Raw genomic sequence first — 23,860 nt, 5'->3', positions numbered from 1 at the left:
AAAAGGAGTGGTAGTTGTTGCATAAGCCGTGCAAGTGCGGAAAGGCTATGAGCATTCGTCTTCGTACCGTCATTTATCAGAACAAAGTCGAGATCGGGAACGTTCCGATTTTCTCGTGCGACACCTGCAACCGCAGCGAGGTGTTTGCGGAAGTGAAACCGGAGTTGACCGGATTCATCAGCAAGATCGGCAGCAAACCGGAGAAGCAATCGCTCCAGTTTGACGATGTATGCGAAATCGCTCATTTGATGGTCAAAGTAACGGAGAAAAAAAGGGCAGCCGACCCTGTAGAGACAATCATCCAAGAAAGAATCAACGAACTGCTTGATCTGCTGCTGTTGGCCCAGTCGCTCGACGACGAAGTATGGATTGACGACGTCCGCAAAAGACTGTCGCAAATCGCCAAGCATTCGGTAACGGTACACGATTTTTGAAAGCCGCTGCTCCGCAGTTGGCTTTTTTTATGTCTTTTTGATACTATATTCATAGGACTATGACCAATTCGTTGCGAAAACAAGCATTTTGTCGTATGATAAGGCTAAATGACATGATCGCATTATACTTTTTAAACAATGGAGAGAATGGCCGTGACTGTGACAATTTATGATGTAGCCAGAGAAGCAGGCGTTTCCATGGCGACCGTTTCCAGGGTTGTCAACAATAACCCAAACGTGAAGCCGCAAACTCGCAAGAAGGTGTTTGAAGCGATCGAGCGTTTAGGCTACCGTCCCAATGCCGTGGCAAGAGGCTTAGCCAGCAAGAAAACGACAACGGTCGGCGTGGTCATTCCCGATATTTCCAACTCGATCTTTTCCGAGGTCGCGCGCGGCATCGAAGATATCGCGAATATGTACCACTACAATATTATTTTATCCAATGCGGACAAGAAGAAGGAAAAAGAAATCCGCGTGATTAACACCTTGCTGGAGAAGCAAGTGGACGGACTGCTCTTCATGGGCGGGGCGATTACGGAGGATCACATTCAGGCGTTCAAGACGTCTTCTGTACCGGTGGTGCTGTGTGCGACGGCGGATGAACAGCGGACGATTCCTTCGGTCGATATCGACCATGAGAAGGCGGCGTTCGACGCCGTGAACGTACTGTTGGAGAACGGACACCGCGATATCGCCATGATTTCCGGCACTTTGCAGGACCCGTCCAACGGTTTCGCCCGTTACCAAGGATACAAGAAAGCACTCGAAGCCGCGAACATTCCGCTGCGCGAAGAGCTGGTCCGCATCGGGAACTACCGCTATGAATCGGGACTTGAAGTGACGAAGTACTTTCTGGAGCTGGACAACCGTCCTACGGCGATCTTTGCGGCAACGGACGAGATGGCGATCGGAGCGATTCACACGCTGCAGGATAGCGGCTTGAAGGTTCCGGAAGACATGTCTGTCATCAGCGTGGACAACATTCGGATGGCTTCGATGGTTCGTCCGCTGCTGACAACGGTTGCTCAGCCGATGTACGACATCGGTGCCGTGGCGATGCGGCTTCTAACCAAGCTGATGAATAAAGAAACGAAGGATGCTTCGGAGCTGTCGCAGGTTATTTTGCCGCATGAAGTGCTTTATAGAAATTCGGTGGCTCATCGCTAATATGAGCCACTTTCTTTTGTAAAAAGGGGGATTCTGGATTGACGTACGGTAAACTAGGCGTCATCGGCGCGATGAAGGAAGAAATCGAGCTGTTCCACGAGCATATGGAGCAGGTGCGGGAATCGGCGAAGGCGGGGATCACGTTCTACGAAGGGGTTTTCCACGGTAAAAACATCGTTCTGTGCAAATCGGGCGTAGGCAAGGTGAATGCTGCCGTAACGACGCAGATTTTGATCGATACCTACGGCGTGGAAGCCGTGATCTTCACCGGAGTGGCAGGGGCGGTCGACCCGTCGCTGAACGTCGGCGATATCGTGGTGTCGACGGAGTGCCTTCAGCACGATATGGATGTAACGGCCCTTGGATTTCCGCGGGGGACGATTCCTTACGAGGCGACGTCGGTTTTTGCTGCTGATACGGGACTGCGCAGCGCAGCGGCCGGAGCGAGCCGGGAGCTGTTCGGGGCGGTTAAGGAAGGACGGGTACTTTCGGGCGACCAGTTTATCGCCAGCCGGGAGACGGTCCAAATGCTGCATCAGGAGCTTCAAGGCGCATGCGTCGAGATGGAGGGCGCGGCGGTCGCACAGGCTTGCTCCATGAACGGCATCCCGTTCGTCATCATTCGTTCCATGTCCGACAAGGCGGACGGATCGGCGCACGTCAATTTTGCGGAATTCACCGTGCAAGCTTCCGAGAACTCATACCGTATCGTGGATCAGATTGTCAAGCGTCTGACATAGGTTTGACGGACACCGGAAGGGGTCCAAACCAGAGAAATAGAAGGAGAGAATATAACGATGTCATCCGTAACGATGGAACAATTGGTCGCTTTGGCCAAGCACAGAGGCTTTATTTTCCCGGGCTCCGAAATTTACGGCGGTCTTGCCAATACGTGGGACTACGGTCCGCTCGGCGTTGAGCTGAAGAATAACATTAAGCGCGCCTGGTGGAAAAAGTTCATTCAGGAATCCCCGTACAATGTCGGCCTCGACGCGGCTATTCTGATGAACCCTCAAGCTTGGGTCGCATCCGGCCATGTGGGCAACTTCAACGACCCGATGATCGACTGCAAGCAGTGCAAAGTGCGTCACCGCGCCGACAAATTGATTGAGAACGCCTTGGCGGAAAAAGGCATCGAAATGATCGTCGACGGCCTGTCGTTTGCTGAGATGGAGAAGCTGATTGCCGAGCATAAGATCGTTTGTCCCGATTGCGGAGCGTTGGACTACACCGAAATTCGCCAGTTTAACCTGATGTTCAAAACGTTCCAAGGCGTGACCGAATCGAGTACGAATGTCGTTTACATGCGTCCGGAGACGGCGCAGGGCATTTTCGTCAATTTCAAAAACGTACAGCGCACTATGCGCAAAAAGCTGCCGTTCGGTATCGGTCAAGTCGGCAAGAGCTTCCGGAACGAAATTACGCCGGGGAACTTCACTTTCCGTACGCGTGAGTTCGAACAGATGGAGCTCGAATTTTTCTGCAAGCCGGGCGAAGACCTGCAATGGTTCGATTACTGGCGTTCGTTCTGCCGCGATTGGCTCTTGGGCCTCGGCATCACGGAAGGAAACATCCGACTGCGCGATCATTCGGGCGACGAGCTGTCCCACTATTCCAATGCAACGACGGACATCGAATACAAATTCCCGTTCGGCTGGGGCGAGCTGTGGGGCATCGCCGACCGCACGGATTACGATTTGAAGCAGCATATGACGCATTCCGGCGATGATTTCAACTATATCGAGCAAGAAACGAACGAGCGGTATATTCCATACTGTATCGAGCCATCGCTCGGTGCGGACCGGGTAACGCTGGCGTTCCTGATCGACGCGTTCGAAGAGCAGAAGCTGGAAGGCGACGACAGCCGGACGGTATTGCATCTGCATCCGGCGCTTGCGCCTTATAAAGCGGCGATTTTCCCGCTGTCGAAGAAGCTGTCCGACGGAGCTAACCAAGTATTTGCCGATCTGGCGAAGCACTTCATGGTCGATTATGACGAAGCTGGTTCGATCGGCAAACGTTACCGCCGTCATGACGAGATCGGCACACCGTTCTGCATTACGTACGACTTCGAGTCGGAGCAGGATGGTCAAGTGACCGTTCGCGACCGCGATACGATGGAGCAGACGCGGATGCCGATCAGCGAGCTCAAAGCGTTTATCGAGTCGAAAGTGCAGTTCTAATCTTCAAAATACGACACAGCCCGCGCCAATATGGTCGCGCGGGCTATTTGTATCCTCACAGAGAACGAACCTAGGTACTTGTACGGCTGTTAAGCCGCAAAAATTGCGCTTCAAGCCGAAGGATTAGGCTAAATAAAGCGAGGCAATTTCTTTGGTGTGCCGGTTTTTCTCGGTAATTTCCTGCCGCCTCGGCATCGGGTCCCAAGTGTGCGCCGCGTCCAGCCACGTAGTTGGAAGCGCTTCACCGAAATGCGGCTGCCATTTCGCTACCCAGTCGGCTGGCAGGGCCATCTCCGGGTTTTGCTCCAGCAGTTGGAGAAGGGGATGCTCGCTTATTTCCAGCCAGAGGAGGCTCCAGGCCCTCGGGACGACACGCCAAATATCGTAGCCTCCGCCGCCGAGCGCTACCCATCGGCCATGGCAGTGCTCATGTGCCAGTCGGTGGATGATGCGCGGCATCACCCGATAAATTTCCATGCTGCAGTGAATATGAGCCAGCGGATCGTAGGCATGGGCATCGCAGCCGTGCTGGGAAACGATAAGATCCGGTTTAAATTGCGCCGCCGTCTTGATAACCACCTCCTCGAAGCATTCCAGCCACGATTCATCCTCGGTAAAGGGCTCCATCGGCACGTTGATCGTCGTTCCGAAGCCCGTCCCGTCGCCGCGCTCGTTCACCGCTCCCGTACCGGGAAACAAATATTTGCCCGTTTCATGAATCGAGAACGTACAGGTATCCGGGTCGGTGTAGAAGCTCCATTGAACGCCGTCGCCGTGATGCACGTCGGTATCGATGTACAGGACGCGCACGCCGTACTTGCTTTTGGCATGCGCAATGGCTACGGATGCATCGTTGTAGACGCAAAAGCCCGCTCCTTTATTCGGCATGGCATGGTGCAGCCCGCCTCCCAAATGCAGCGCGTGCCCGGCTTCTCCGCCGAGCACGGCATCGACCGCCCGAATCGAGCCTCCGACCACAAAGGATGTAGCCTGGTGCATTCCCGGGAAAAAGGGCGTATCTTCCGTATCCAGCCCGTATTTTCCTGCCAGATGCAGCCACTCTTCCGCCGGCTGGTCGGCGCTTAATGCCTTGACGGCATTGACATATTCCTGCGAATGCACCGAGCAAAGCTGCGTTTCGTCGGCCGGCATCGGCCGGATCAGGCTGTCGCCGGGCAACGCTTTCGCCTTGCGCAACAGATCGACCGTCAGCACCAGTCTTTGCTGATTAAACGGGTGACTGTCGTTGAACTTGTAGGCGACTTCATTCTCGTCGTAAACAAACAAAGCTTTTGCACTCATGCTATTCGCGCTCCCATCAGTACATAAACCGCTGCCGGAATCGGACCCGGTCGAATTGCTCCTCGGAAGACAGCGGCACGTTTTTGCCGATGCGCACCATCAGGCAGTTGGCCGGATGAGAGCAGATTTCCGGATCGTCGGTAGCATACCAGACCATATCGACGCATTTCATCAGCTTCTCCATCATATCCCGGTACTGCCAAACGGTAAGCCCGCTTTTTTCCAAGTCCCAATGCCAGTAATATTCAGTCGTAAACGTGATGACATTCTCAAGCTGCCCATCCTCAAAGGCCAAACGGATCAGCTTCTTGCCAAGGCCAAGCCCCCGATAGTCGTCCGCCACCTCGATCGCGCCCAACTCGACCAAGTCCTCCATATTTCCTTCCGACCAGCGTTCCATCTCGTCGGGATAATGGAATGTGACGTAGCCGACAATTTGCGTCGAAATCCTAGCCAGAACGATTCGTCCCTCCGGCAGCCCGGCAATTTCGACAAGCGCCTCGAACTGCTCCTTGGGCCTTCGGAACGCATCAAGATCCGGATGCATCGTATAGTTGCGGAGCTGCTCGGGCGGCACAGGGCCTTCCAGGATAATTTCGCCGTTCTGATACGGAATAACCTGGGAATGATACAATTTAACATGCTCCATCTGCGGCGATTCACTCCCTTCCAGAACTTCACTTTAAGAATAACAAAAAAATAGTCGGATAAAAAGTGTTGTGGTATAATATGTTTTAGTGCGTATGAAAGCGTTTCATTAAAGTAAAAAAGAGAGCTTTGGGGAGGAAATGGTCATGGATCATACGAATGTCGAAATCATAGCACCCGTAGCAACATCGCCCAACATGAAAAACTACGAGGAAGAACGAGCCCATTTTCAATGGACGGATATCGAGAAAGCATTCACATGGTCCCAAACCGGAAAGGTGAACGTCGCTTATGAAGCGATTGATCGCCATGCCGATTCGCAGCTCGGAGACAAAATCGCCCTGTACTACAGCGATGACCGCCGAGACGAACAGTACACGTTCAAGGAAATGAAAGCCCAGTCCAATCGATTCGGCAACATTCTGCGCAAGCTTGGCGTAGGGAAGGGCGACCGGGTCTTCATCTTCATGCCGCGCTCGCCGGAGCTTTATTTTGCCTTGTTCGGCACGATCAAAGTCGGAGCCGTGGTCGGACCGTTGTTCGAAGCGTTCATGGAGACGGCCGTCAAGGATCGGCTGGAGGACAGCGAGGCGGTGGCGATCATTACGACGCCTTCGCAGCTTTCGCGTGTGCCCGCTCAAGACCTCCCGCATTTGAAGCATGTAATCTTGGTCGGAGAAGATCTGTCTTTATCCGAAGGCCAAGTCGATTTTTATAAAGAAATGGCTGTCGCTTCCGAAGAGCTCGAGATCGAGTGGGTGGACCGCGAAGACGGATTGATTATTCACTATACATCCGGCTCTACCGGAAAGCCGAAGGGCGTATTCCACGTCCATAACGCCATGCTGCAGCATTATTATACCGGTCGTGTCGTGCTGGATCTTCAGGAGCAGGACGTTTATTGGTGTACGGCGGACCCGGGTTGGGTCACTGGCACGTCTTACGGAATTTTTGCGCCATGGCTCAACGGTGCGACCAACGTCATCCGTGGAGGCCGTTTCTCTCCGCAGAACTGGTACGGGACGATCGAGAAATATAAGGTCACAGTATGGTACAGTGCACCGACGGCTTTCCGCATGCTGATGGGCGCCGGCGACGATACGGTGAAGCAGTTTGATCTCAGCTCCCTTCGTCACGTACTCAGCGTAGGCGAACCGCTGAACCCGGAAGTCGTCCGCTGGGGGCTGAAGGTGTACAATCAGCGCATTCACGATACGTGGTGGATGACGGAGACAGGCGGACATCTCATCTGTAACTACCCAAGCATGGCGATCCGTCCGGGCTCGATGGGCAAGCCGATTCCAGGCGTCGAAGCGGCGATCATCGACGATGCAGGCAACGTGCTGCCGCCGTACCGCATGGGCAATCTGGCAATCAAGACGCCTTGGCCGTCGATGATGCGCAAAATTTGGAACAATCCGGCGAAATATGAAGAATATTTCCGGATTGCGGGCTGGTACATTTCCGGCGATTCCGCTTATATGGATGAAGACGGCTACTTCTGGTTCCAGGGCCGCGTCGATGACGTCATCAATACGGCAGGAGAGCGCGTAGGCCCGTTCGAGGTGGAGAGCAAGCTGGTCGAGCATCCGGCGGTTGCGGAAGCGGGGGTAATTGGCAAACCGGACCCGATGCGCGGCGAGATCATCAAAGCGTTCATTGCCTTGCGTGAAGGTTATACGCCGTCCGAAGAGCTTAAAACGGACATTTCCAAGTTCGTCAAAGAAGGCTTGTCCGCCCACGCCGCGCCGCGTGAGATCGAATTCAAAGACAAGCTGCCGAAAACCCGCAGCGGCAAAATTATGCGCCGCGTGCTGAAAGCATGGGAGCTGAATTTGCCGACAGGCGACTTGTCGACCATCGAGGACTAGGAAGCTCGTCCGGTGTTGGCTTGATATCGTTTATTATCAAGGGGAGGATTTCCGCTGCTTCAAGTGGCGGAGCTCCTCTCTTTTATTATTTATCTAAAAAAAGGGCTACGAACCGCACAAGCGGTTTGTGTCCCTTTTTTCATTACTGTTATTTCTTGAACTTCACCGCCGCCGAAGGCTTGGATTCGCCGAATTCATTTGTGGCGGAAACTTTGTAATAGCCGTCATAGGAGACAGCATAGTATTTGAATTGCGTTGCATTCGCTACTGTACCGATTTTCTCGAACTTGCCGTTTTCTTTTTCGCTATAGTATACCTTGTATTCCTTAACTTTTTCTTTGCTGGGATTATCCTTCCAATTCAGCTCGACGCCTCCGCCAGTGGACTTGGCCGTCAATCCTGTAGGCGCAGCCGGAGGTGTCTTGACGGCCTTCTGATCACCGTTGTCGGTGGAGCCGCTGCCAGCGCCTTGCTCCTTTTTCGGTCCAGAGCCGGTGCCGTTTTCCGAACCGCCAGTACCTTCGTTATTTTTTCCATCGTTCGGTTTGCTCTCCGGAGCGGTCTTCTGACCTCCATCCGGGGGGAGCGATGGTAGATCGACGGACGTTCCGTCCGTGTAAGCCGCTTTGCTTGGTAGCGATTCGTTACCGGCTACATCGACAGCGGTCACGTAATAACCGTACAGGTTGCCTCCGTTGCCGGAATCCGTAAATTTCGCCTCGTCGCCGGCCATCACGACTTTGCTTACCCGCTGGTACGGCCCGTTATTGGCGGAACGGTACAAACGGTAACCGACCGTGTCGGCGCTTGAGCTTGCTTGGAACGTGATGACGCTGGTGCTGCCTGTCTGGGTCGCTACCACCGTCGTAGGCGCTGCCGGCGGATTTCCGTCGTCCTTCCGCGGATCGGTCTCGGCAGGCGCATCGTCTTGGTAATCTTTCGGACGGTAAAAATCCAGACTGCGGCGGCGGTCCGCTTTGACTCTGTTCATGGCGCTTGCCAGCTCTCTAAACAAAGGTCCGAGCGATTTTTCCCGCTTGACCACGCTCTTCTGTTGAACAAATTCGCTTGGCGTTCCGTCTTGTGCGAGATAATTGATTCCGTTATACGCAATAATCGGCAAGCTTACCATCACGTTATCTACTTCCGTCGGAATATATTTTTTATTAAATATGTCCGTGACGAGCTTGCCCGCCTGCGAAGCCGCCGCGCTCGGCAGCTTTCCGGAAAGGCTGGATACGGTCGCCGTGACGATATTGGCCGGCCGCTCGAACTCTTTTGTCGGGAACATCTCAGGTTTTTTATTAATGGCATCATCCAGAACGAGCGCAAAAATATTTTTGGCCCGGTTCGTTCCGCCGGTTTTCTTGCTTAGTTTATGAATCGACTGGTCATATCCGGCCCAGACGCCCAGTGTAATATCCGGCGTGTAGCCCACAAACCAAGCGTCAGCATCTTCCTGGGTCGAGCCGGTTTTGCCGACGATCGGAATTTTGCCGTAGTGCTTGAAATTTTTCATCAGGTCGGTTGCCGTACCGGACGTAATGACGGTACGCATCATATCGGTCATCAAATATGCCGTTTGCTCGGAAAAGGCGGTTGACGGGTTAAGCTGATGCTCGAAGACGACTTTTCCTTGGGAGTCCGTAATCTTGCGGATGAGGAACGTTTCGTTGAACACGCCTTTGTTGCCGATCGTCGCGTAGGCATTCGTCAACTCTTTGACCGTTACTCCGTTTTTTAAACCGCCGATAACGCCCGTCTGAGCTTGATAGTCTTCCTTGGTAATGGAGACGATCCCCATCTTTTTGGCAAATTCCCAGGCTTCTTTAATGCCGACGTCTTCAATGAAAAGCTTGATCGCCGGAATGTTATATGACTGGTTTAACGCCCGTCTGACCGTAATGAGTCCATGATAACTGTTGTCCCAGTTTTCCGGGATGTGAAAGCCTCTTCCGCCATCCTTGAGAATGATCGGGACATCGTCAATGACCGAGGCTGGCTGAATGGCGCCCATCTCCATGGCGGGCAAAAAAGCGGCAATCGGCTTCATGGCCGATCCGGGCTGACGGAGCGCCTGTGTCGCGTGATTCAACTGCTCCTTGAAAAAGTCGCGCCCTTCCATCATGCCGAGAATGGCTCCGGTTTTGCTGTCCATCATGACGGCGCCGATTTGCTCGATCCCTTTGACTTTATCCTCAGCAGTAAAGTTATTATCATTCTTCGCGATGTTGCGCATCGACTCATAGATGTCTTTGTCGATCGTCGTATACACGTGATAGCCGCCCCGGGACAATTGGGCTTGTACGCTTTTCAGCGCCTCGCTGTACATATCCGGATTGGCCTGCGGGTCCAGCTTCGGGTGTTGGACCGATAACAGCGCCTTAGCCGCTTCCTTCTCTACCTCGATCATCAGGAAAGGGTAGGTGGTGTATGCTTTTCTAACACGCTCGGCTAGCGAGCCCTTCAAGTCGAACTGTAGCGCCTCCTGGTACTGCTGCTCGTTGATTTTGCCTTCCTCCAGCATCCGCTTCAGCACGAGCTGCTGGCGCTTAACCGCGCGCTTGAAAGCGGCGCCGTCGACCTCGCCTTTGCTGGTGAAAGCGGAGAAATTGCTCGGCTGCTGGGGCACGCCTGCCAAATAGGCGGCTTGCGCAATATTCAACTTGTTGAGATCGTCGATGTTGAAGATCCCTTTAGCGGCTGCTTTAATGCCGTACACGTTATAGCCGGACGAGCCGTTGCCGTAAGGAATTTTGTTTAAGTAGGCCAGCAAAATTTCATCCTTTGACATCAGACGCTCCATACGCAGGGCGAGCAAAATTTCTTTGGCTTTGCGGCTGTCGGTTACATCCAGCGTCAGAAAGACGCGTCTGGCGACCTGCTGCGTAATCGTGCTGCCTCCGGTCTGAACGTCGTCATTCAACAGCTTTTGGAGCACCCCGCGGACTGTTCCTTTGATGTCCACGCCGCGATGCTGATAAAAGTCGTTGTCCTCGATTGCCAATACGGCATCCAGCACTGGCTTGGGAATATCCTTCAAGCCCGCCATCCGCCGGTCTTCCTCGGTACGAAGCTGGCCGACGACCGAATCGTCGCGGAAATATACGAATCCGGTTAAGGCGTCGTCCTGCATTTGCGCCATCATCGTTTCCTTGCTCCGAATCGGATCATCTTTAATCAGTGCGCTGACATAACCGAAAGCGGCGCCGGCCCCCAGCAAACCCGCAAACAAACCGGCGATAAAAAGCCACTTGATCGTATGTAGAGTATATTTGCCAGTTCTAAGCAAGATGACTTGATATCTTGGCCTTTTCTGTTTTGTCTCCTTTTCCATGAAAGCGAGTTCCTCCTGATTGGAAAACATTCTTAAACATTATAGCATAAAAGCGCTCCGCTACACACCGCCGCAAAATCGTTTCTCCATGACGATTTGCTGACTTCGGTCTGATTTGACGCTTCGAATCGAGGGGTTTGACAATCGTTTTGGCCATGTGATATAACTAGGGATAATTGTATACCGTTGAAATGCAGTGATGGACTTAGTAGGATAAGGAACTAAGCTTGCAGAGAGCTGGTGGATGGTGCGAACCGGCGGCCGACCTTAAACCGAATTACCGTCCGGAGCAGCGGAAGGGAACCGCGGAACGGCATGTCAAAGCCGCCCGTCAGTAGCTTCCGATCGGGCAGCAGCCCGTTATCCGATGAAGTGAAAGCTTTGGTAACGAAATTTAGTGAAGGAAGTGTATTTTTTCCTTACGATACCGTTTCGTTTGCCGGGCTTTAATTAGGGTGGTACCGCGAGCAAAGCCTTCTCGTCCCTTGGGATGAGAGGCTTTTTTTTATTTTATTGCAAATTTAGAGATCAAGCAGGAGGAACGAACCATGGCAAAATGGGAGCAATTGACACCGCAGCAGCAGCAGGAGGTGAACCGTCAGCTGGAGACGATTCGCCGCGGAGTCGTCGAGATCGTGCCTGAGGAAGATTTGAAGCAGAAGGTCATCGACTCCGTCGCAACGGGAATTCCTTTAAAAGTAAAACTGGGACTTGATCCTTCGGCTCCTGATATTCATGTCGGGCACACGGTCGTGTTGCACAAGCTGCGCCAGTTTCAGGAATTCGGCCATCAGGTGCAGCTTATCATCGGCGATTTCACCGGCCGGATCGGGGACCCGACAGGCAAATCCGAGACGCGCAAGCAGTTGACGCAAGAAGACGTCAAACGCAATGCGGAGACGTATCAGAAGCAAATTTATAAAATATTGGACCCGCAAAAAACGCAGCTGTTCTACAACTCGGAATGGCTCGGACCGCTCACCTTCGTCGATGTCGTCGAGCTGTCGGCCAAGCTGACGGTGGCGCGTATGCTGGAGCGGGACGATTTCTCCAAGCGATATGCCGGTGGACAGCCGATTCATATCCACGAGTTTTTCTATCCGCTGATGCAGGGCTATGATTCGGTGGCGCTTAAGAGCGATATTGAGCTGGGCGGAACGGATCAGAAGTTCAATCTGCTGATGGGTCGTACTCTGCAAAAGGAATACGGCGTTGATGCGCAGGTAGCGATCATGAACCCGCTGCTTGAAGGGCTGGACGGCGTGCAGAAGATGAGCAAGAGCCTCGGCAACTATATCGGAATCGACGAAGAGCCGAATGAAATTTACGGCAAAGCGATGTCCGTGCCGGACGAGCTGATGCTCAAATATTACGAGCTGACGACCGACATTTCGAACGAAGAGCTGCAGCAGCTTCGCGATGGGCTCGGCAACGGCAACGTTCATCCGCGCGATGCCAAGATGCGGCTTGCTTACACTTTTGTCCGGATGTATCATGGGCAGCAGGCTGCGGAAGAAGCGCAGCAGCATTTCGTGACCGTCTTCCAGCAGCGCGCGCTGCCGGAGGATATTCAGGAAGTAGATTTGCCGCAGGAGGCGCTGGAAGACGGTAAAATCCGTATTGTGAAGCTGCTCGTTACGCTTGGTCTGCAAAGCTCGGGCAGCGAGGCGCGCCGGAGCGTACAGCAGGGCGCGGTGAAGGTCAACGAGGAGAAAATCGACGATCCGAACGCCGAGCTCGCGCCGCAGGGCGGCGAAATCGTGCAGGTTGGCAAACGCAAATTTGCCCGCATTAAGCTAGGGTAAGCACATAAGAAAAGGATGCTCCGCATGTCGTATCGACTTCGGCGGAAGCATCCTTTTTTTTTCGGGATTTTCGGCAGGGGAGAGTAGAGTCACGACGCAAAAAAGCTGCTTTGCAGCAGGTTTCCCTGTCTGCAAAGCAGCCCTTGTACGATTAAATATTAGCGGCTGTAGAACTCGACGATTTGTTTTTCGTCGATTTCTTGAGCGAGCTCAGAGCGCTCAGGCCAGCGAACATACTTGCCTTCCAATACGCCTTCGCTGGATTCGAGGTAAGCCGGCAGGTGGTTGCGGTTTGCCAAAGCTTCTTTAACGGAAGACTGGTTGCGGCTTTTCTCACGAAGGCCGATAACGTCGCCCGTGCTTACCGTGTAGGAAGCGATATCGACTTTCTTGCCGTTCACCGTTACGTGACCGTGGGCAACCAATTGACGCGCGCCGGCGCGGGAGTTGGCGAAGCCCAGACGGTATACGAGGTTGTCCAAACGGCTTTCAAGCAGGAACATGAAGTTTTCGCCCGCGATCCCTTGCAGCTTGGTAGCTTTGTTGAACAGGTTGCGGAATTGCTTCTCGTTCAAACCGTACATGTGGCGAAGTTTTTGTTTTTCTTGCAATTGAACGCCGTAGCCGGACAGCTTCTTGCGTTGTCCCGGACCATGCTGCCCCGGAGGGAAAGGACGTTTTTTCAATTCTTTACCAGTTTCGCTCAAGGAAATACCAAGGCGGCGGCTTAATTTAAATTTGGGACCAGTGTAACGTGCCATAAGTTGGGAAGCTCCTTTTATCAATAATTTGGTTAAGTTAATAAACGGGTGAAGCGTGTGCCCGATTTTGCCTGAAGCGTTTCTTAACGATCCGCACCCGACAAGAAGAACCAGCCGCGGTCCTGTCGGCAGCAAAATCTTACAGAGGGTGACGCAAGCTTCCACCATAAGCAACGGGCTGCCAGAGCAGTAATTCCGATACTTATTCTCGACTTCTTATTTTATAAGATGAATATGTTCGTGTCAAGCGTAGGAATGCGAGAACCGGCATACGAAAAGCTGTTTTTTGTTGCAGACTATCGCTCCAACAGGTTCGTGATCGGAAGCAATTTCTGGTACAATATGATGTGCGAAGGGAGGCTTGACCATTGGCCAATTGGAATGTCCACCAGTTGTCGGAAGCGCTCCAATCTCTCGGATGGATAGGTCATGTCGCGGGGGCGCTGCTCGTTTTGTTGCAGACGCTGTTTCCCGTTGTGCCTTTTGTCTTGGTAGCCGGGGCTAACGTCTTGATTTTCGGGTTGTGGCGAGGGTTTCTGGTCAACTATGTGTTTGCTTGCCTTGGAGCGTTTATTGCGTATTATGCGGCAAGAAATTACGGAAGGGCATGGGTGCAAAGCAAGCTCGCGAAGTACGATTTTATCGAGCAATGGAGCGGGAGACTGGAGCGGCACGGACTTTGGTATATCGCAGCCAGCCGGATTATTCCGGTGATTCCTTCCTTCGGCATCAACCTGGGCGCTGCGGTCATGAAGGTCAAACCAAGGGATTTTGTGATCGGCACGCTGATCGGCAAAGCGCCGATGATCTTCCTTGAATCGGTAATCGGGCACGACCTGCTCCATCTCGGCCGGTATAAAGGAAGACTTTTTGCCGCATTAGCCTTGTTTTTCGTCCTGCTGATCATCGGGAATTATTACAAAAACAAATGGACCAAAAGCGGCAGCAAATTTTAACATTGCTATGGAAAAAGGAGAAGATTCGATGCGTGACCCCCGTTTAGAACAACTGGCTCGTAATCTTGTTGGTTATTCTTTGAATGTGCAGCCCGGCGAAAGGGTGTTGATCGAGATGATCGGCTCCGAGCGGGAAATCGTCAAATGTCTCGTGCAGGAGGTGCATGCCCGCGGCGGCCATCCTTACGTGGAGCTGACGGACTATGCGATTACGGCGGCAGTGCTGCGTTCTGCGACGCCCGAGTTCTTGGAGCATTGGGCCGATATGCACCTGTCTCGAATGAAGGATATGGACTGCTACGTTGCGGTTCGCGCCGGTGAAAACGTAAGCGAGCTGTCCGACGTGCCAGAGGATAAGATGAAGCTTTACAAACGAATTTACAGCCAAAAGGTGCACATGGAGCAGCGGATCAAGCATACGCGCTGGGTCGTACTGCGTTACCCGAATGCTTCGATGGCACAGCTTGCCGGCATGAGCACGGAAAAATTCGAAGATTTCTACTTCGACGTCTGCAATCTGGATTATGCCAAAATGTCCGATGCGATGACTCCGCTTCAGGAGCTGATGAACCGGACCGATCGCGTGCGCATCGTAGGACCGGGGGAAACGGATATTTCCTTCTCGATCAAAGGCATCGGCTCCGTCAAATGCTGTGGCCGCCGCAACATCCCGGATGGCGAGCTGTATAGCGCCCCGGTACGCGACTCCGTGAACGGCGTCATCGCCTATAATACGGTTTCCGAAAATTCCGGAATTACGTTCGAGAACGTCGTCTTCCGGTTCGAGAAGGGCAAAATCGTCGAGGCTACCGCAAACGATACCGCCCGGCTGAACAAAATTCTCGACACGGACGAAGGCGCCCGTTATATCGGTGAATTCAGCCTCGGGTTCAACCCGCATATTTTATACCCGATGAAGGATACGCTGTTTGACGAGAAAATCGACGGCAGCCTTCACTTCACGCCCGGTCAAGCGTACGAGCAGGCGGACAACGGCAACCGATCCGCCGTTCATTGGGATCTGGTGCTTATTCAGCGGCCGGAATTTGGCGGGGGCGAGATTTATTTTGACGACCGGCTGATTCGCAAGGACGGGCGTTTCGTCATTCCGGAGCTGGAAGGGCTTAACCCGGAAAATTTAAAGTAATCGACACGAAAATAGTGTTGCATGTTATTCCCTTCCACGGTATCATATTTGAAGAAAGCGATTTATTTTGTCCGTCACTAGACGCATGGAGGGATTTTGTATGTCAAACGCTAATAACGCCGCAATCGTGGAAATTTCTCAAACCGCCAATAAATTCAGATCTTCCATTGTTCTGCAGTATGATAACAAGTACATCGATGTCAAGAGCATCCTCGGCTTGTTTACGACGCTGCTCACATCCAGCAACTATGATCTTCATGTTCACGGTCCGGATGCCGACGAAGCGAAGAAAGCGATGGCCGAAGTGTTCGAAAAGCACAGTCTTATGATCAACAGCATTCAAGACTAATTCATATGGTTTCCAGATAAAGGCATTTTCGCACGGGCGAAGATGCCTTTATTTCATTTTTATGAGAATAATTCTCAAGGTGCGGCGTCTATCTTGGTCTATCGACTTGTGTATTGCGCCGTTTTCGACTAATATAAAACTATCGGCGTTTAAGCGCCTGCTTCGGATAAGAACCGGGGCCGCATGTTTATCCGGTGAACCGCCGGTGAACGCAAATGGTTGGATTACAGGGGGGGAGCACCATGTCGTCGGATGTGCTGCTCAGCTTGTCGCAGAAGGCCTTGCATCTGCTGCAAGAAGATGCGGACAAGATCGAGAAGCTGATCGAAGTGCAGATGGAAAACTTAACCACGCGCAAATGTCCTCTGTATGAAGAGGTATTAGATACGCAAATTTACGGGTTGTCGCGGGAGATTGACTTTGCGATCCGGGCGGAGCTGGTTACCGAGACGGCGGGCAAACAAATCTTGATGAAGCTGGAACGGAATATGGCCCAGCTCTACGAGGCTATGAGTCAAAACAAAGAGTAACCTTCGTTGGGAAGGTTACTCTTTGTTTTTTTATCTGTATTGCTTCTACACCAAGAAGAACGCAATGCCGAGAATGATATAGACAACCAGCAGCAGCACGCCCTCGAACCACGTTGTCGCTCCGTCCTTGGAGATCGACTTGGCGATAAACGCGGCTACGCCGATGGCTACAATCTCGTAGGTCGTAAAGACGAGATCCATCGTTTTCCCGAAAACGAGCGAGAGCAGCACCAACACAGGCGCGACGAACAGCGCAATTTGCAGGCTGCTGCCGACCGCAATCTCGACGGCTGCGCCCATTTTGTTTTTCCGGGCCATGATAATGGCTGCGCTGTGTTCCGCGGCATTGCCGACGATGGCAATCAGGAAGGCGCCTACGAACAGCTCGGACAGTCCGTATTGACGGCTGAACGGCTCCAGCGTATGGACGAGCCATTCGCTCTGAAAGGCGACCATGGTGGTGGCGACGATCAGAAATACGATAGATAAGCCTTTGGACCATGCGGCTTCCCCATGCTCAATGACCTCGTCCGAGAGCTCGTTCTTGTGCGTGATCATGGAGAAGACGAGCCAGAGCAGGTAAGCAATGATCAGGATCACGGATACGATGATGCTCAGATTGGACGTTTCCTGAGTGGTGAAGCTCCGGGCGAAAGCCGCAGGAATGAACAGGGCGATCACAGCCAATAGCATGAGCGATCCGTTGTGACCGGCCAATTTTACGTTGAATGTCTGTTCCTTGAATTTCAATCCGCCGAGCAGTACGCTAAGTCCGAGCACCAGCAGCATATTCCCGATAATGGAGCCGGTGATGCTGGCTTTGACGATATCGAACAACCCGTCTCTCACCAGAAAGATGGCGATGATGAGTTCCGCGGCATTGCCGAACGTCGCGTTCAAAAAACCGCCCAGTCTGTCGCCGGCATAATGAGCCACGCTTTCCGTAGCTTTTCCCAGAAAACCGGCGACAAAGACGATCGCCACCGCCGAGATGAAAAATTGAACCGTTGGGCTAAATGTGGGAGCTCCGACATAGTGGGCCACTGCGCTTAGGGCGAAGCTTGCAAGCAGACCGATCGTAAAACCGTAGCGTTTCAAAAGGATCACCTCATGTGGTAAAGTATACCTAACTCGAATAAAATCTATTCTAAAGATATAAACAGTTTTCGGACGAAGTAAAGTACTTTAGAGGGGAGATTTTTATGGATCTATATTTAAAAGGTAAAAAAGCTGTCGTCACCGCTTCCAGCAAGGGATTGGGCCGGGCAATCGCCGAGCAGTTGGCGGCGGAAGGAGCCGATTTATTGCTCTGCAGCCGGGATGAGCAGGCCGTATGCGACGTAGCTGCTCAGCTGGGGCAAAAATACGGCGTATCGGCTGCAGGTATGGCTGTCGATCTAAGCAGCCCCGAGCAAATCGGCTGGCTCGTCCAGCAGGCGGCCGACCGTTTCGGCCGGGTTGACGCTCTCGTGTGCAATGCGGGAGGGCCGCCGAGCGGCAGCTTCCTATCGCTGGACGAGGAAGCATGGCTCCATGCCATTCAAGTGAATCTCATGAGCGTTGTCAGGCTTGTAAAAGGCTTCCATCCGCTGATGAAGGAGCAGGGCGGACGGATCGTCACAATCGCTTCGTCGTCGGTGAAAGTGCCGATTCCCGGTTTGGTGCTGTCCAATACGCTGCGAACGGGGATCGTCGGTCTAATGAAGACGCTATCGGTCGAGTGGGGTTCCGACGGAATTTTGCTGAACACCGTATGTCCCGGCCGGATCAGTACGGATCGTCTGGTCGAGCTGGATTCGGCCAAAGCGACCCGCGACCAGGTAACGTTTGAAGAGATACGGGAAAGCATGATCAAGGATATTCCGCTCGGCCGCTACGGCGAACCAGAGGAGCTGGCTGCCACGGCCGCATTCCTGCTTTCGCCGCGCAACAGCTACATGACCGGATCGGTCTTCTATGTCGATGGCGGGTCGGTCAAGGCCATTTAGAGATCATTTCCGGCGGGGTGACAGCGACTTGTTCCGTCTGACAGCACCTGTGAATGCAGTCGATGTCGAATGCCGTCAAATGGCTGCGCGGTACATTTGCATTCCCGCTTGGAAGTTATTACAATAGAGCTATAATCCTTGAAGGAGTGATCCTCATGAGCGAAGAAATTCAAACAGGTCTTATCCGCATTTCAGATGATGTCGTAGCGACTATTGCAGGATTGGCTGCGCTGGAGACTCCAGGGATTGCCGATATGTCGGGAGGCATTTCCGAAGGATTGGCGAAGCGTCTGAGCGGCAAAAACGTACAGAAGGGCGTTTCAGTGGAAGTAGGACAAGTGGAAACGGCTATTGATCTTCGAGTCATTGTGAATTACGGAAGTAAAATCCATGAGGTTTGTCGAGATCTTCAAGAAAATGTACGCGATGCGGTGGAGAACATGACCGGTCTGACGGTCGTTGAAGTCAATATTAAGGTTGAGGGCGTCGCATTTCTCGAAGAAGAGAGAGCCGTTGTGGAAGACCCGAATAACCGGGTCAAGTAAAAGCAAAAAAGAGAGCCTTGAATTAGGCTCTCTTTTTCGTTTCCCGTTCTTTTTCCGACTTATTGTACTCTCTGGATATGCTAAGCAGAATACCTAGGCCGACCAGTGTTGTCAGCATCGAGGTGCCGCCATAGCTGATTAGCGGCAGTGTCACGCCGGTGAGCGGAATCGTATTCGTTACCCCACCCATGTTAATGAACGCTTGAACGCCGATCATTCCGACGATCCCCACACCAAGCAGCATGCCGAACGTATCCTGGCAGCGGAGTGCCACGATCAATCCCCGCCAAAAAAATGCAAGATAGGCCAGCAGAAACAGACTGGTGCCGATAAAACCGAGTTCTTCTCCAATAATCGCAAAAATAAAATCGTTGTGCGCTTCCGGCAAATAGTGCAGCTTCTGCACGCTTTGTCCGAAGCCGGCTCCCGTCAGGCCGCCGTGTCCGAACGCATACAGCGATTGCAGAAGATGAAAGCCGCTTCCCTTCGGATCAGCCCACGGGTTAAAGTAGGCCGAAAAACGGGCGAAATGATGGCTGATGCCGTCAGTGGCGATATAATAAATCATTCCTACCAAGGTCAGGAATATGCCTCCGCCAGCGCTAAGATAAAAGATATGCTTGAGTTGCGCCCCGCCGACAATGATGATCAGCATGGCGCACAGGACCAGCACCATCGTGGAACCGAGGTCCGGCTGCAGCATGATCAGCGCGCAGATAAAACCGATAACGACTAGCGGCGGCACAAGCCCCCGTTTGAAGTCCTGGAACCGGTCGCCTTTTTTGCTGATAATCGAAGCCAAATAAATGAGAACCGCAAGCTTGGCGAATTCAGTCGGTTGCACGGAGAAGAAGCCACCGATTCTAATCCAGCTCTTGGCACCGTTGACTCCCGTACCGATTATCGGGACGAGGAGCAGAAGAACGACAACAACGAAAAGGGCCGGTATGACCCATTTCTGAAACTTCCGGAAATCCACATTCATGCAAAAAAACATGGCTACCGTGCCGAGTCCAATAAATATAGCCTGGCGGATTGCCATGTACCAAGGATCGTTCGGTTCGTAAGCCATGCTTGCGCTAAAAACAAACGCCAATCCGAAGCACACGAGCGAAAACGTCAAGAAGAGCAGCAGAAAATCAGGCGTTCCTCGTCGCGGGGCACTCATAGGGCCTCCCTCTATTGAGTCAGCTTGACTTTCAGTTCAGCAAGCTTGCCGCTAACCGTTTTCATAATGTAATCCGGAATGGCAGCCTGATAGTTGACGCCGTGCGGGAACGTCGCTTGGCCGATATAGACATCCTCGACATAAAGAATGGCATAAGGCGATTCCAGCTTTCCGGATTCTACGCGGGCATTGATGCGCAGGAAATAATCGTTCGTAGATTCACGATCCGGCAGTTGCAGATCGTACGTAGCGCGGTAATATTCCCATTGCCAACGCACGAAGCCGAGCTGCTCCATCACTTCATCCAAATGCGCAAGGTCGCTTTTTATGCCTTTAATTCCGCTATTTTCAATGATCACAACAAAACCCTCCTAGATATATGTACCTCGACTCTACGGTTAACCCTTTATTCATGATAGTATGTTTCCCTTTCTTGTGCAAGCCTAATGCACGGAGGGAAATTTCCCGCCCGAATTAAGTTTGTGAAATTCTTGTGATACATGGATGAAACCGTTTAAAGGATTTGATAAAATGAAATTACATTTCAGCGATCGCTAATTTGAATGCGCCGGACAGCGGCAAGAAAAGACGGAGGGTACCCTATGAAATCGATAGAAGAAACGCTGCAAGCGTCAGTGCCCGATATGATCGCTTGGCGCCGCTATTTGCACCGCCATCCCGAGCTTTCGTACGAAGAATCGGCGACCGCGGCTTTCGTTGCGGACTTGCTGAAGCAATGGGGGCTGGAGGTTCGGACGGGCGTAGGCGGGCACGGGATCGTTGCAAAGCTGCGCGGAGCATCGGACGGGCCGACGGTGGCGTTGAGAGCCGATATGGATGCGCTGCCGATTCAGGATGAAAAAAGCTGCGAGTACGCCTCTTCGGTACCGGGAGTGATGCACGCCTGCGGTCATGATGCCCATACGTCCACTTTGCTCGGCGTCGCCAAAACCCTTAGCAGCCACCGGGAAACGCTGGGCGGCAGCATCGTATTTATTTTTCAGCCGGCCGAAGAGATATCTCCTGGCGGGGCGTTAGGGATGATCGAGGAAGGCGCGCTCGACGGGGTCGATGTCATTTATGGCATTCATTTGTGGACATCGTTTGAGGTCGGAGCGGCTTATTGCAAGCCCGGTCCGATCATGGCGGCGGCGGATGAGTTTGTGATCGAGATCAAAGGAAAGGGCGGTCACGGCGGACTGCCTCATGAGACGGTGGACAGCGTATACATCGCCTCGCAGCTGGTTGTCAATTTGCAGTCGATTGTGAGCCGCAGCGTCGATCCAACACAGCCCTGTGTCGTCAGCGTGGGATCGATACACAGCGGAACGAGCTTCAACGTGATTGCCGAATCCGCCGTGCTTGAAGGGACGGTACGGACTTACGACCCCGCTCTGCGCATGCAAGTGAAAGAGCGGCTGGAGACGATCGTAAAACAAACATGTCTGATGAACGGGGCAGCCTACACGCTCGACTACAAGCTTGGTTATCCTCCCGTTGTCAACGATGCGAAGGAAGCGGAACGGTTTTACCGCGCGGCTGCATGGGCTATCGGCACGGAAGCCGGACGGACGGCGCCGCTCATTATGGCTGGCGAAGACTATGCCTATTATTTAGAAAAAATTCCAGGCTGTTTTATGTTCGTAGGCTCGGCCAATAAAGCGAAGGGCATCGTGTATCCGCAACACCATCCGAAATTCGATATTGACGAAACGTCGATGGAACACGCCGCCCGGTTATTTATCGCCATGATCCAAGATTATATGAAGGAAAATGGGACGAAAGCTTGACTGCGTCTCCCGGGAAGTCACAACGGACGGGACGAATGGGAAGCCGAGGGAAAGGGAATTCTAAGCGTGCAGCGGCCTGGCGGAGAGTTTCGGCAACAGGCTGCCAATTCTTTTTCTCAGGAGGGTGTTTGCCATGAGTACCAGAACGCTTCAGGAAATTATGACGACCGATTGTTCGACGGTTACGTTGAAGGATAACGTATACGAGGCGGCCGTGAAGATGAAGCACGAGGATACGGGCTTTATTCCCGTCGTCGAGGGAAAGAAGCTCATCGGGGTATTGACGGACCGGGACCTAGTCATCCGCGGCTATGCGGAGAAGCGGGAAGGGTCCGCGGCGATTAAGCAGGTGATGAGCGAAAGAGTTGTGTCCGTACCGCCTGAGACAACGGTGGACGAAGCGGCCAAAATTATGGCTAAAGAGCAAATCCGCCGGCTGCCGGTGGTGGAGAACGGCGATCTGGTCGGGATCGTATCCATCGGAGACTTGGCCGTCCGCGACAAGTTCGAGGATGAAGCGGGCGAAGCGCTCAGTCAAATTTCCGAACAGGATAAGCAAACGGTGCATTAATCAGCAATCGTTCTTTCGTCCGTAAGGTCGGAGGAACGATTTTTTTATATATTGTTTTGTTCACGTGTGCATTGTATAATGATGGTGTCGAAAAGAAGGTTAATTTAGGTAAGGACATGTCATGAGAGGCGGGGAAACGATGAGCAAGATACGATTCGGACTTATCGGAATCGGCAATATGGGGAAGGGTCATACGAATTATTTTGCCAAAAATGAAGTGACCGGAGGCGAGTTGACCGCCATTGTGGATACGAACCCGGAGCGGTTGGAATGGGTTCGCCAGCAGTACGGAGACCGGTTCAAGCTGTTTGACAATCCGGATTCGTTTTTCGCTTCGCAAGCCTTCGATGCCGTTCTCATCTGCACGCCGCACTACGATCACCCCGGCTTGGCGATTGCGGCATTCGAGCATGGCTATCATGTGCTGGTCGAGAAGCCGGCAGGCGTCTACACGAAACAGGTTCGCGAGATGAACGAAGCTGCCGCCCGGTCCGGAAAAGCATTCGGCATCATGTATAACCAACGCACGAACCCGTTATACCAAAAGCTGCGCGATCTCGTCTCCTCCGGAGAGCTTGGCGAAATTCGCCGCACCAATTGGATCATTACGAGCTGGTACCGCTCTCAGAGCTATTACGATTCCGGCGGCTGGCGGGCGACCTGGGCAGGGGAAGGCGGAGGCGTTCTGCTTAACCAAGACCCGCACCAGCTCGATCTGTGGCAGTGGACGATCGATATGATGCCTACACGGGTTCGTGCGTTTTGCCATTTCGGGAAATACCGCAATATCGAAGTGGAGGACGACGTGACCGCTTACGTGGAATACGAGAACGGAGCGACCGGCTTGTTCGTGACTACGACCGGCGAAGCCCCGGGTACGAACCGGTTCGAAGTGAGCGGCGACCGCGGCAAAATTGTCATCGAAGACGGCAAGCTGACGTTCTGGCGGCTGCGGGTGCCGGAGTCCGAGTTTAACCGCGATTTCAAAGGCGGCTTCGGTGCGCCGGAATGCTGGAAATGCGAGATTCCGGTAAGCTCCTCGGAAGGATCGCAGCACAAAGGGATTACGCAAAATTTCGTCGATCATATTTTGCACGGCACACCGCTGTTGGCCCCAGGAGAAGAAGGGATCAAGGGACTGACCCTTTCGAACGCGATGCACCTGTCCTCCTGGACCGACAATTGGGTCGATCTTCCGATCGACGAAGACCTGTATTACGAAAAGCTGCAGGAACGGATTCAAAACTCCACGTATAAAAAAGAAACCTGCAAGCTGAACCATATGGATGTCAGCGGAACTCATTAATC

The 23,860-nt window shown here is 52.8% G+C and carries 22 protein-coding genes and 1 other annotated feature; of the genes, 15 read left to right on the top strand and 7 right to left on the bottom strand.

The genetic code is table 11. The annotated features are described in order from the left end of the window. Positions 1-17: 17 nt before the first annotated feature. The 4 genes from NLX71_RS00565 to NLX71_RS00550 all read left to right on the top strand — a co-directional run bounded on the left by NLX71_RS00565 (position 18) and on the right by NLX71_RS00550 (position 3,784). Entirely contained in the window at positions 18-434 is a 417-nt protein-coding gene (locus NLX71_RS00565; RefSeq protein WP_090667868.1) for a hypothetical protein, read from the top strand. 138 nt (positions 435-572) lie between these two features. Beyond that, complete coding sequence (gene ccpA, locus NLX71_RS00560; RefSeq protein WP_254361564.1) at positions 573-1,601, top strand: catabolite control protein A; 1,029 nt, start codon at positions 573-575, stop codon at positions 1,599-1,601. 38 nt (positions 1,602-1,639) lie between these two features. Further along, the gene (locus tag NLX71_RS00555; protein WP_254361563.1) at positions 1,640-2,341 is read left to right on the top strand and encodes a 5'-methylthioadenosine/adenosylhomocysteine nucleosidase; all 702 of its coding nucleotides are present in this window, start codon (positions 1,640-1,642) and stop codon (positions 2,339-2,341) included. 57 nt (positions 2,342-2,398) lie between these two features. Next, a complete protein-coding gene (locus NLX71_RS00550; protein WP_254361562.1) occupies positions 2,399-3,784 on the top strand; it encodes a glycine--tRNA ligase in 1,386 nt (461 codons plus the stop codon). Positions 3,785-3,907: 123 nt separating this feature from the next. Here NLX71_RS00550 and NLX71_RS00545 read toward each other — a convergent pair whose 3' ends face one another. Both NLX71_RS00545 and NLX71_RS00540 read right to left on the bottom strand, forming a co-directional pair. Then, positions 3,908-5,086 carry an acetoin utilization protein AcuC gene (locus tag NLX71_RS00545; protein ID WP_254361561.1) on the bottom strand — a complete coding sequence of 393 codons (1,179 nt, stop codon included), beginning with the start codon at positions 5,084-5,086 and terminating at the stop codon, positions 3,908-3,910. 16 nt (positions 5,087-5,102) lie between these two features. Beyond that, positions 5,103-5,735 carry a GNAT family N-acetyltransferase gene (locus tag NLX71_RS00540; RefSeq protein WP_254361560.1) on the bottom strand — a complete coding sequence of 211 codons (633 nt, stop codon included), beginning with the start codon at positions 5,733-5,735 and terminating at the stop codon, positions 5,103-5,105. A 145-nt stretch (positions 5,736-5,880) separates the two neighbouring features. Between NLX71_RS00540 and acsA the strand changes: the two genes are divergently transcribed. Continuing rightward, complete coding sequence (gene acsA, locus NLX71_RS00535) at positions 5,881-7,605, top strand: acetate--CoA ligase (RefSeq protein ID WP_254361559.1); 1,725 nt, start codon at positions 5,881-5,883, stop codon at positions 7,603-7,605. Positions 7,606-7,753: 148 nt separating this feature from the next. Here the strand turns inward: acsA and NLX71_RS00530 are convergent, their stop codons facing one another. After that, the gene (locus tag NLX71_RS00530) at positions 7,754-10,942 is read right to left on the bottom strand and encodes a transglycosylase domain-containing protein (RefSeq protein ID WP_254361558.1); all 3,189 of its coding nucleotides are present in this window, start codon (positions 10,940-10,942) and stop codon (positions 7,754-7,756) included. Positions 10,943-11,129: 187 nt separating this feature from the next. After that, positions 11,130-11,431, top strand: a binding site (T-box leader). Positions 11,432-11,490: 59 nt separating this feature from the next. Between NLX71_RS00530 and tyrS the strand changes: the two genes are divergently transcribed. Continuing rightward, positions 11,491-12,747, top strand: a complete 1,257-nt coding sequence (gene tyrS / locus NLX71_RS00525) for a tyrosine--tRNA ligase (RefSeq protein WP_254361557.1) — start codon at positions 11,491-11,493, stop codon at positions 12,745-12,747. Positions 12,748-12,905: 158 nt separating this feature from the next. On the opposite strand, the gene rpsD is transcribed toward tyrS, so the two are convergent. Then, positions 12,906-13,508, bottom strand: a complete 603-nt coding sequence (gene rpsD, locus NLX71_RS00520) for a 30S ribosomal protein S4 (protein WP_254361556.1) — start codon at positions 13,506-13,508, stop codon at positions 12,906-12,908. A 368-nt stretch (positions 13,509-13,876) separates the two neighbouring features. On the opposite strand from rpsD, the gene NLX71_RS00515 reads away from it, so the two are divergent. From NLX71_RS00515 to NLX71_RS00500, 4 genes are all read left to right on the top strand, one after another. Continuing rightward, positions 13,877-14,464, top strand: coding sequence for a TVP38/TMEM64 family protein (locus tag NLX71_RS00515; RefSeq protein ID WP_254361555.1), 588 nt, complete (start codon positions 13,877-13,879; stop codon positions 14,462-14,464). Positions 14,465-14,492: 28 nt separating this feature from the next. Then, positions 14,493-15,611, top strand: a complete 1,119-nt coding sequence (locus NLX71_RS00510; RefSeq protein ID WP_254361554.1) for an aminopeptidase — start codon at positions 14,493-14,495, stop codon at positions 15,609-15,611. A gap of 100 nt (positions 15,612-15,711) precedes the next feature. Beyond that, entirely contained in the window at positions 15,712-15,960 is a 249-nt protein-coding gene (locus NLX71_RS00505; RefSeq protein ID WP_254361553.1) for an HPr family phosphocarrier protein, read from the top strand. Positions 15,961-16,202: 242 nt separating this feature from the next. Then, positions 16,203-16,490: an Fpa/YlaN family protein gene (locus NLX71_RS00500; protein WP_254361552.1), complete on the top strand. Its 288-nt coding sequence runs from the start codon at positions 16,203-16,205 to the stop codon at positions 16,488-16,490. Positions 16,491-16,535: 45 nt separating this feature from the next. Here the strand turns inward: NLX71_RS00500 and cax are convergent, their stop codons facing one another. Continuing rightward, a complete protein-coding gene (gene cax / locus NLX71_RS00495) occupies positions 16,536-17,588 on the bottom strand; it encodes a calcium/proton exchanger (protein WP_254361551.1) in 1,053 nt (350 codons plus the stop codon). 104 nt (positions 17,589-17,692) lie between these two features. Between cax and NLX71_RS00490 the strand changes: the two genes are divergently transcribed. Further along, complete coding sequence (locus NLX71_RS00490) at positions 17,693-18,478, top strand: SDR family oxidoreductase (protein ID WP_254361550.1); 786 nt, start codon at positions 17,693-17,695, stop codon at positions 18,476-18,478. A gap of 155 nt (positions 18,479-18,633) precedes the next feature. Next, positions 18,634-19,023, top strand: a complete 390-nt coding sequence (locus NLX71_RS00485) for an Asp23/Gls24 family envelope stress response protein (RefSeq protein ID WP_254361549.1) — start codon at positions 18,634-18,636, stop codon at positions 19,021-19,023. 22 nt (positions 19,024-19,045) lie between these two features. On the opposite strand, the gene ftsW is transcribed toward NLX71_RS00485, so the two are convergent. Together ftsW and NLX71_RS00475 are read right to left on the bottom strand one after the other, a co-directional pair. Further along, positions 19,046-20,191, bottom strand: coding sequence for a putative lipid II flippase FtsW (ftsW, locus tag NLX71_RS00480; RefSeq protein WP_254361548.1), 1,146 nt, complete (start codon positions 20,189-20,191; stop codon positions 19,046-19,048). An 11-nt stretch (positions 20,192-20,202) separates the two neighbouring features. After that, complete coding sequence (locus NLX71_RS00475; RefSeq protein ID WP_254361547.1) at positions 20,203-20,550, bottom strand: YugN family protein; 348 nt, start codon at positions 20,548-20,550, stop codon at positions 20,203-20,205. 243 nt (positions 20,551-20,793) lie between these two features. Between NLX71_RS00475 and NLX71_RS00470 the strand changes: the two genes are divergently transcribed. From NLX71_RS00470 to NLX71_RS00460, 3 genes are all read left to right on the top strand, one after another. Then, positions 20,794-21,981, top strand: a complete 1,188-nt coding sequence (locus tag NLX71_RS00470) for a M20 family metallopeptidase (RefSeq protein ID WP_254361546.1) — start codon at positions 20,794-20,796, stop codon at positions 21,979-21,981. Between the two features lie 133 nt (positions 21,982-22,114). After that, positions 22,115-22,552, top strand: a complete 438-nt coding sequence (locus NLX71_RS00465) for a CBS domain-containing protein (RefSeq protein WP_254361545.1) — start codon at positions 22,115-22,117, stop codon at positions 22,550-22,552. Between the two features lie 139 nt (positions 22,553-22,691). Beyond that, positions 22,692-23,858 (top strand): Gfo/Idh/MocA family protein, encoded by a 1,167-nt coding sequence (locus NLX71_RS00460; protein ID WP_254361544.1) that lies wholly within the window; start codon positions 22,692-22,694, stop codon positions 23,856-23,858. Positions 23,859-23,860: the final 2 nt, after the last annotated feature.

This window comes from Paenibacillus sp. MZ04-78.2, from assembly GCF_024213375.1.
Taxonomy (GTDB): domain Bacteria; phylum Bacillota; class Bacilli; order Paenibacillales; family NBRC-103111; genus Paenibacillus_G.
Note: the sequence above shows the minus strand (reverse complement) of the source record. Positions and strands in the feature narration are given on the sequence as shown.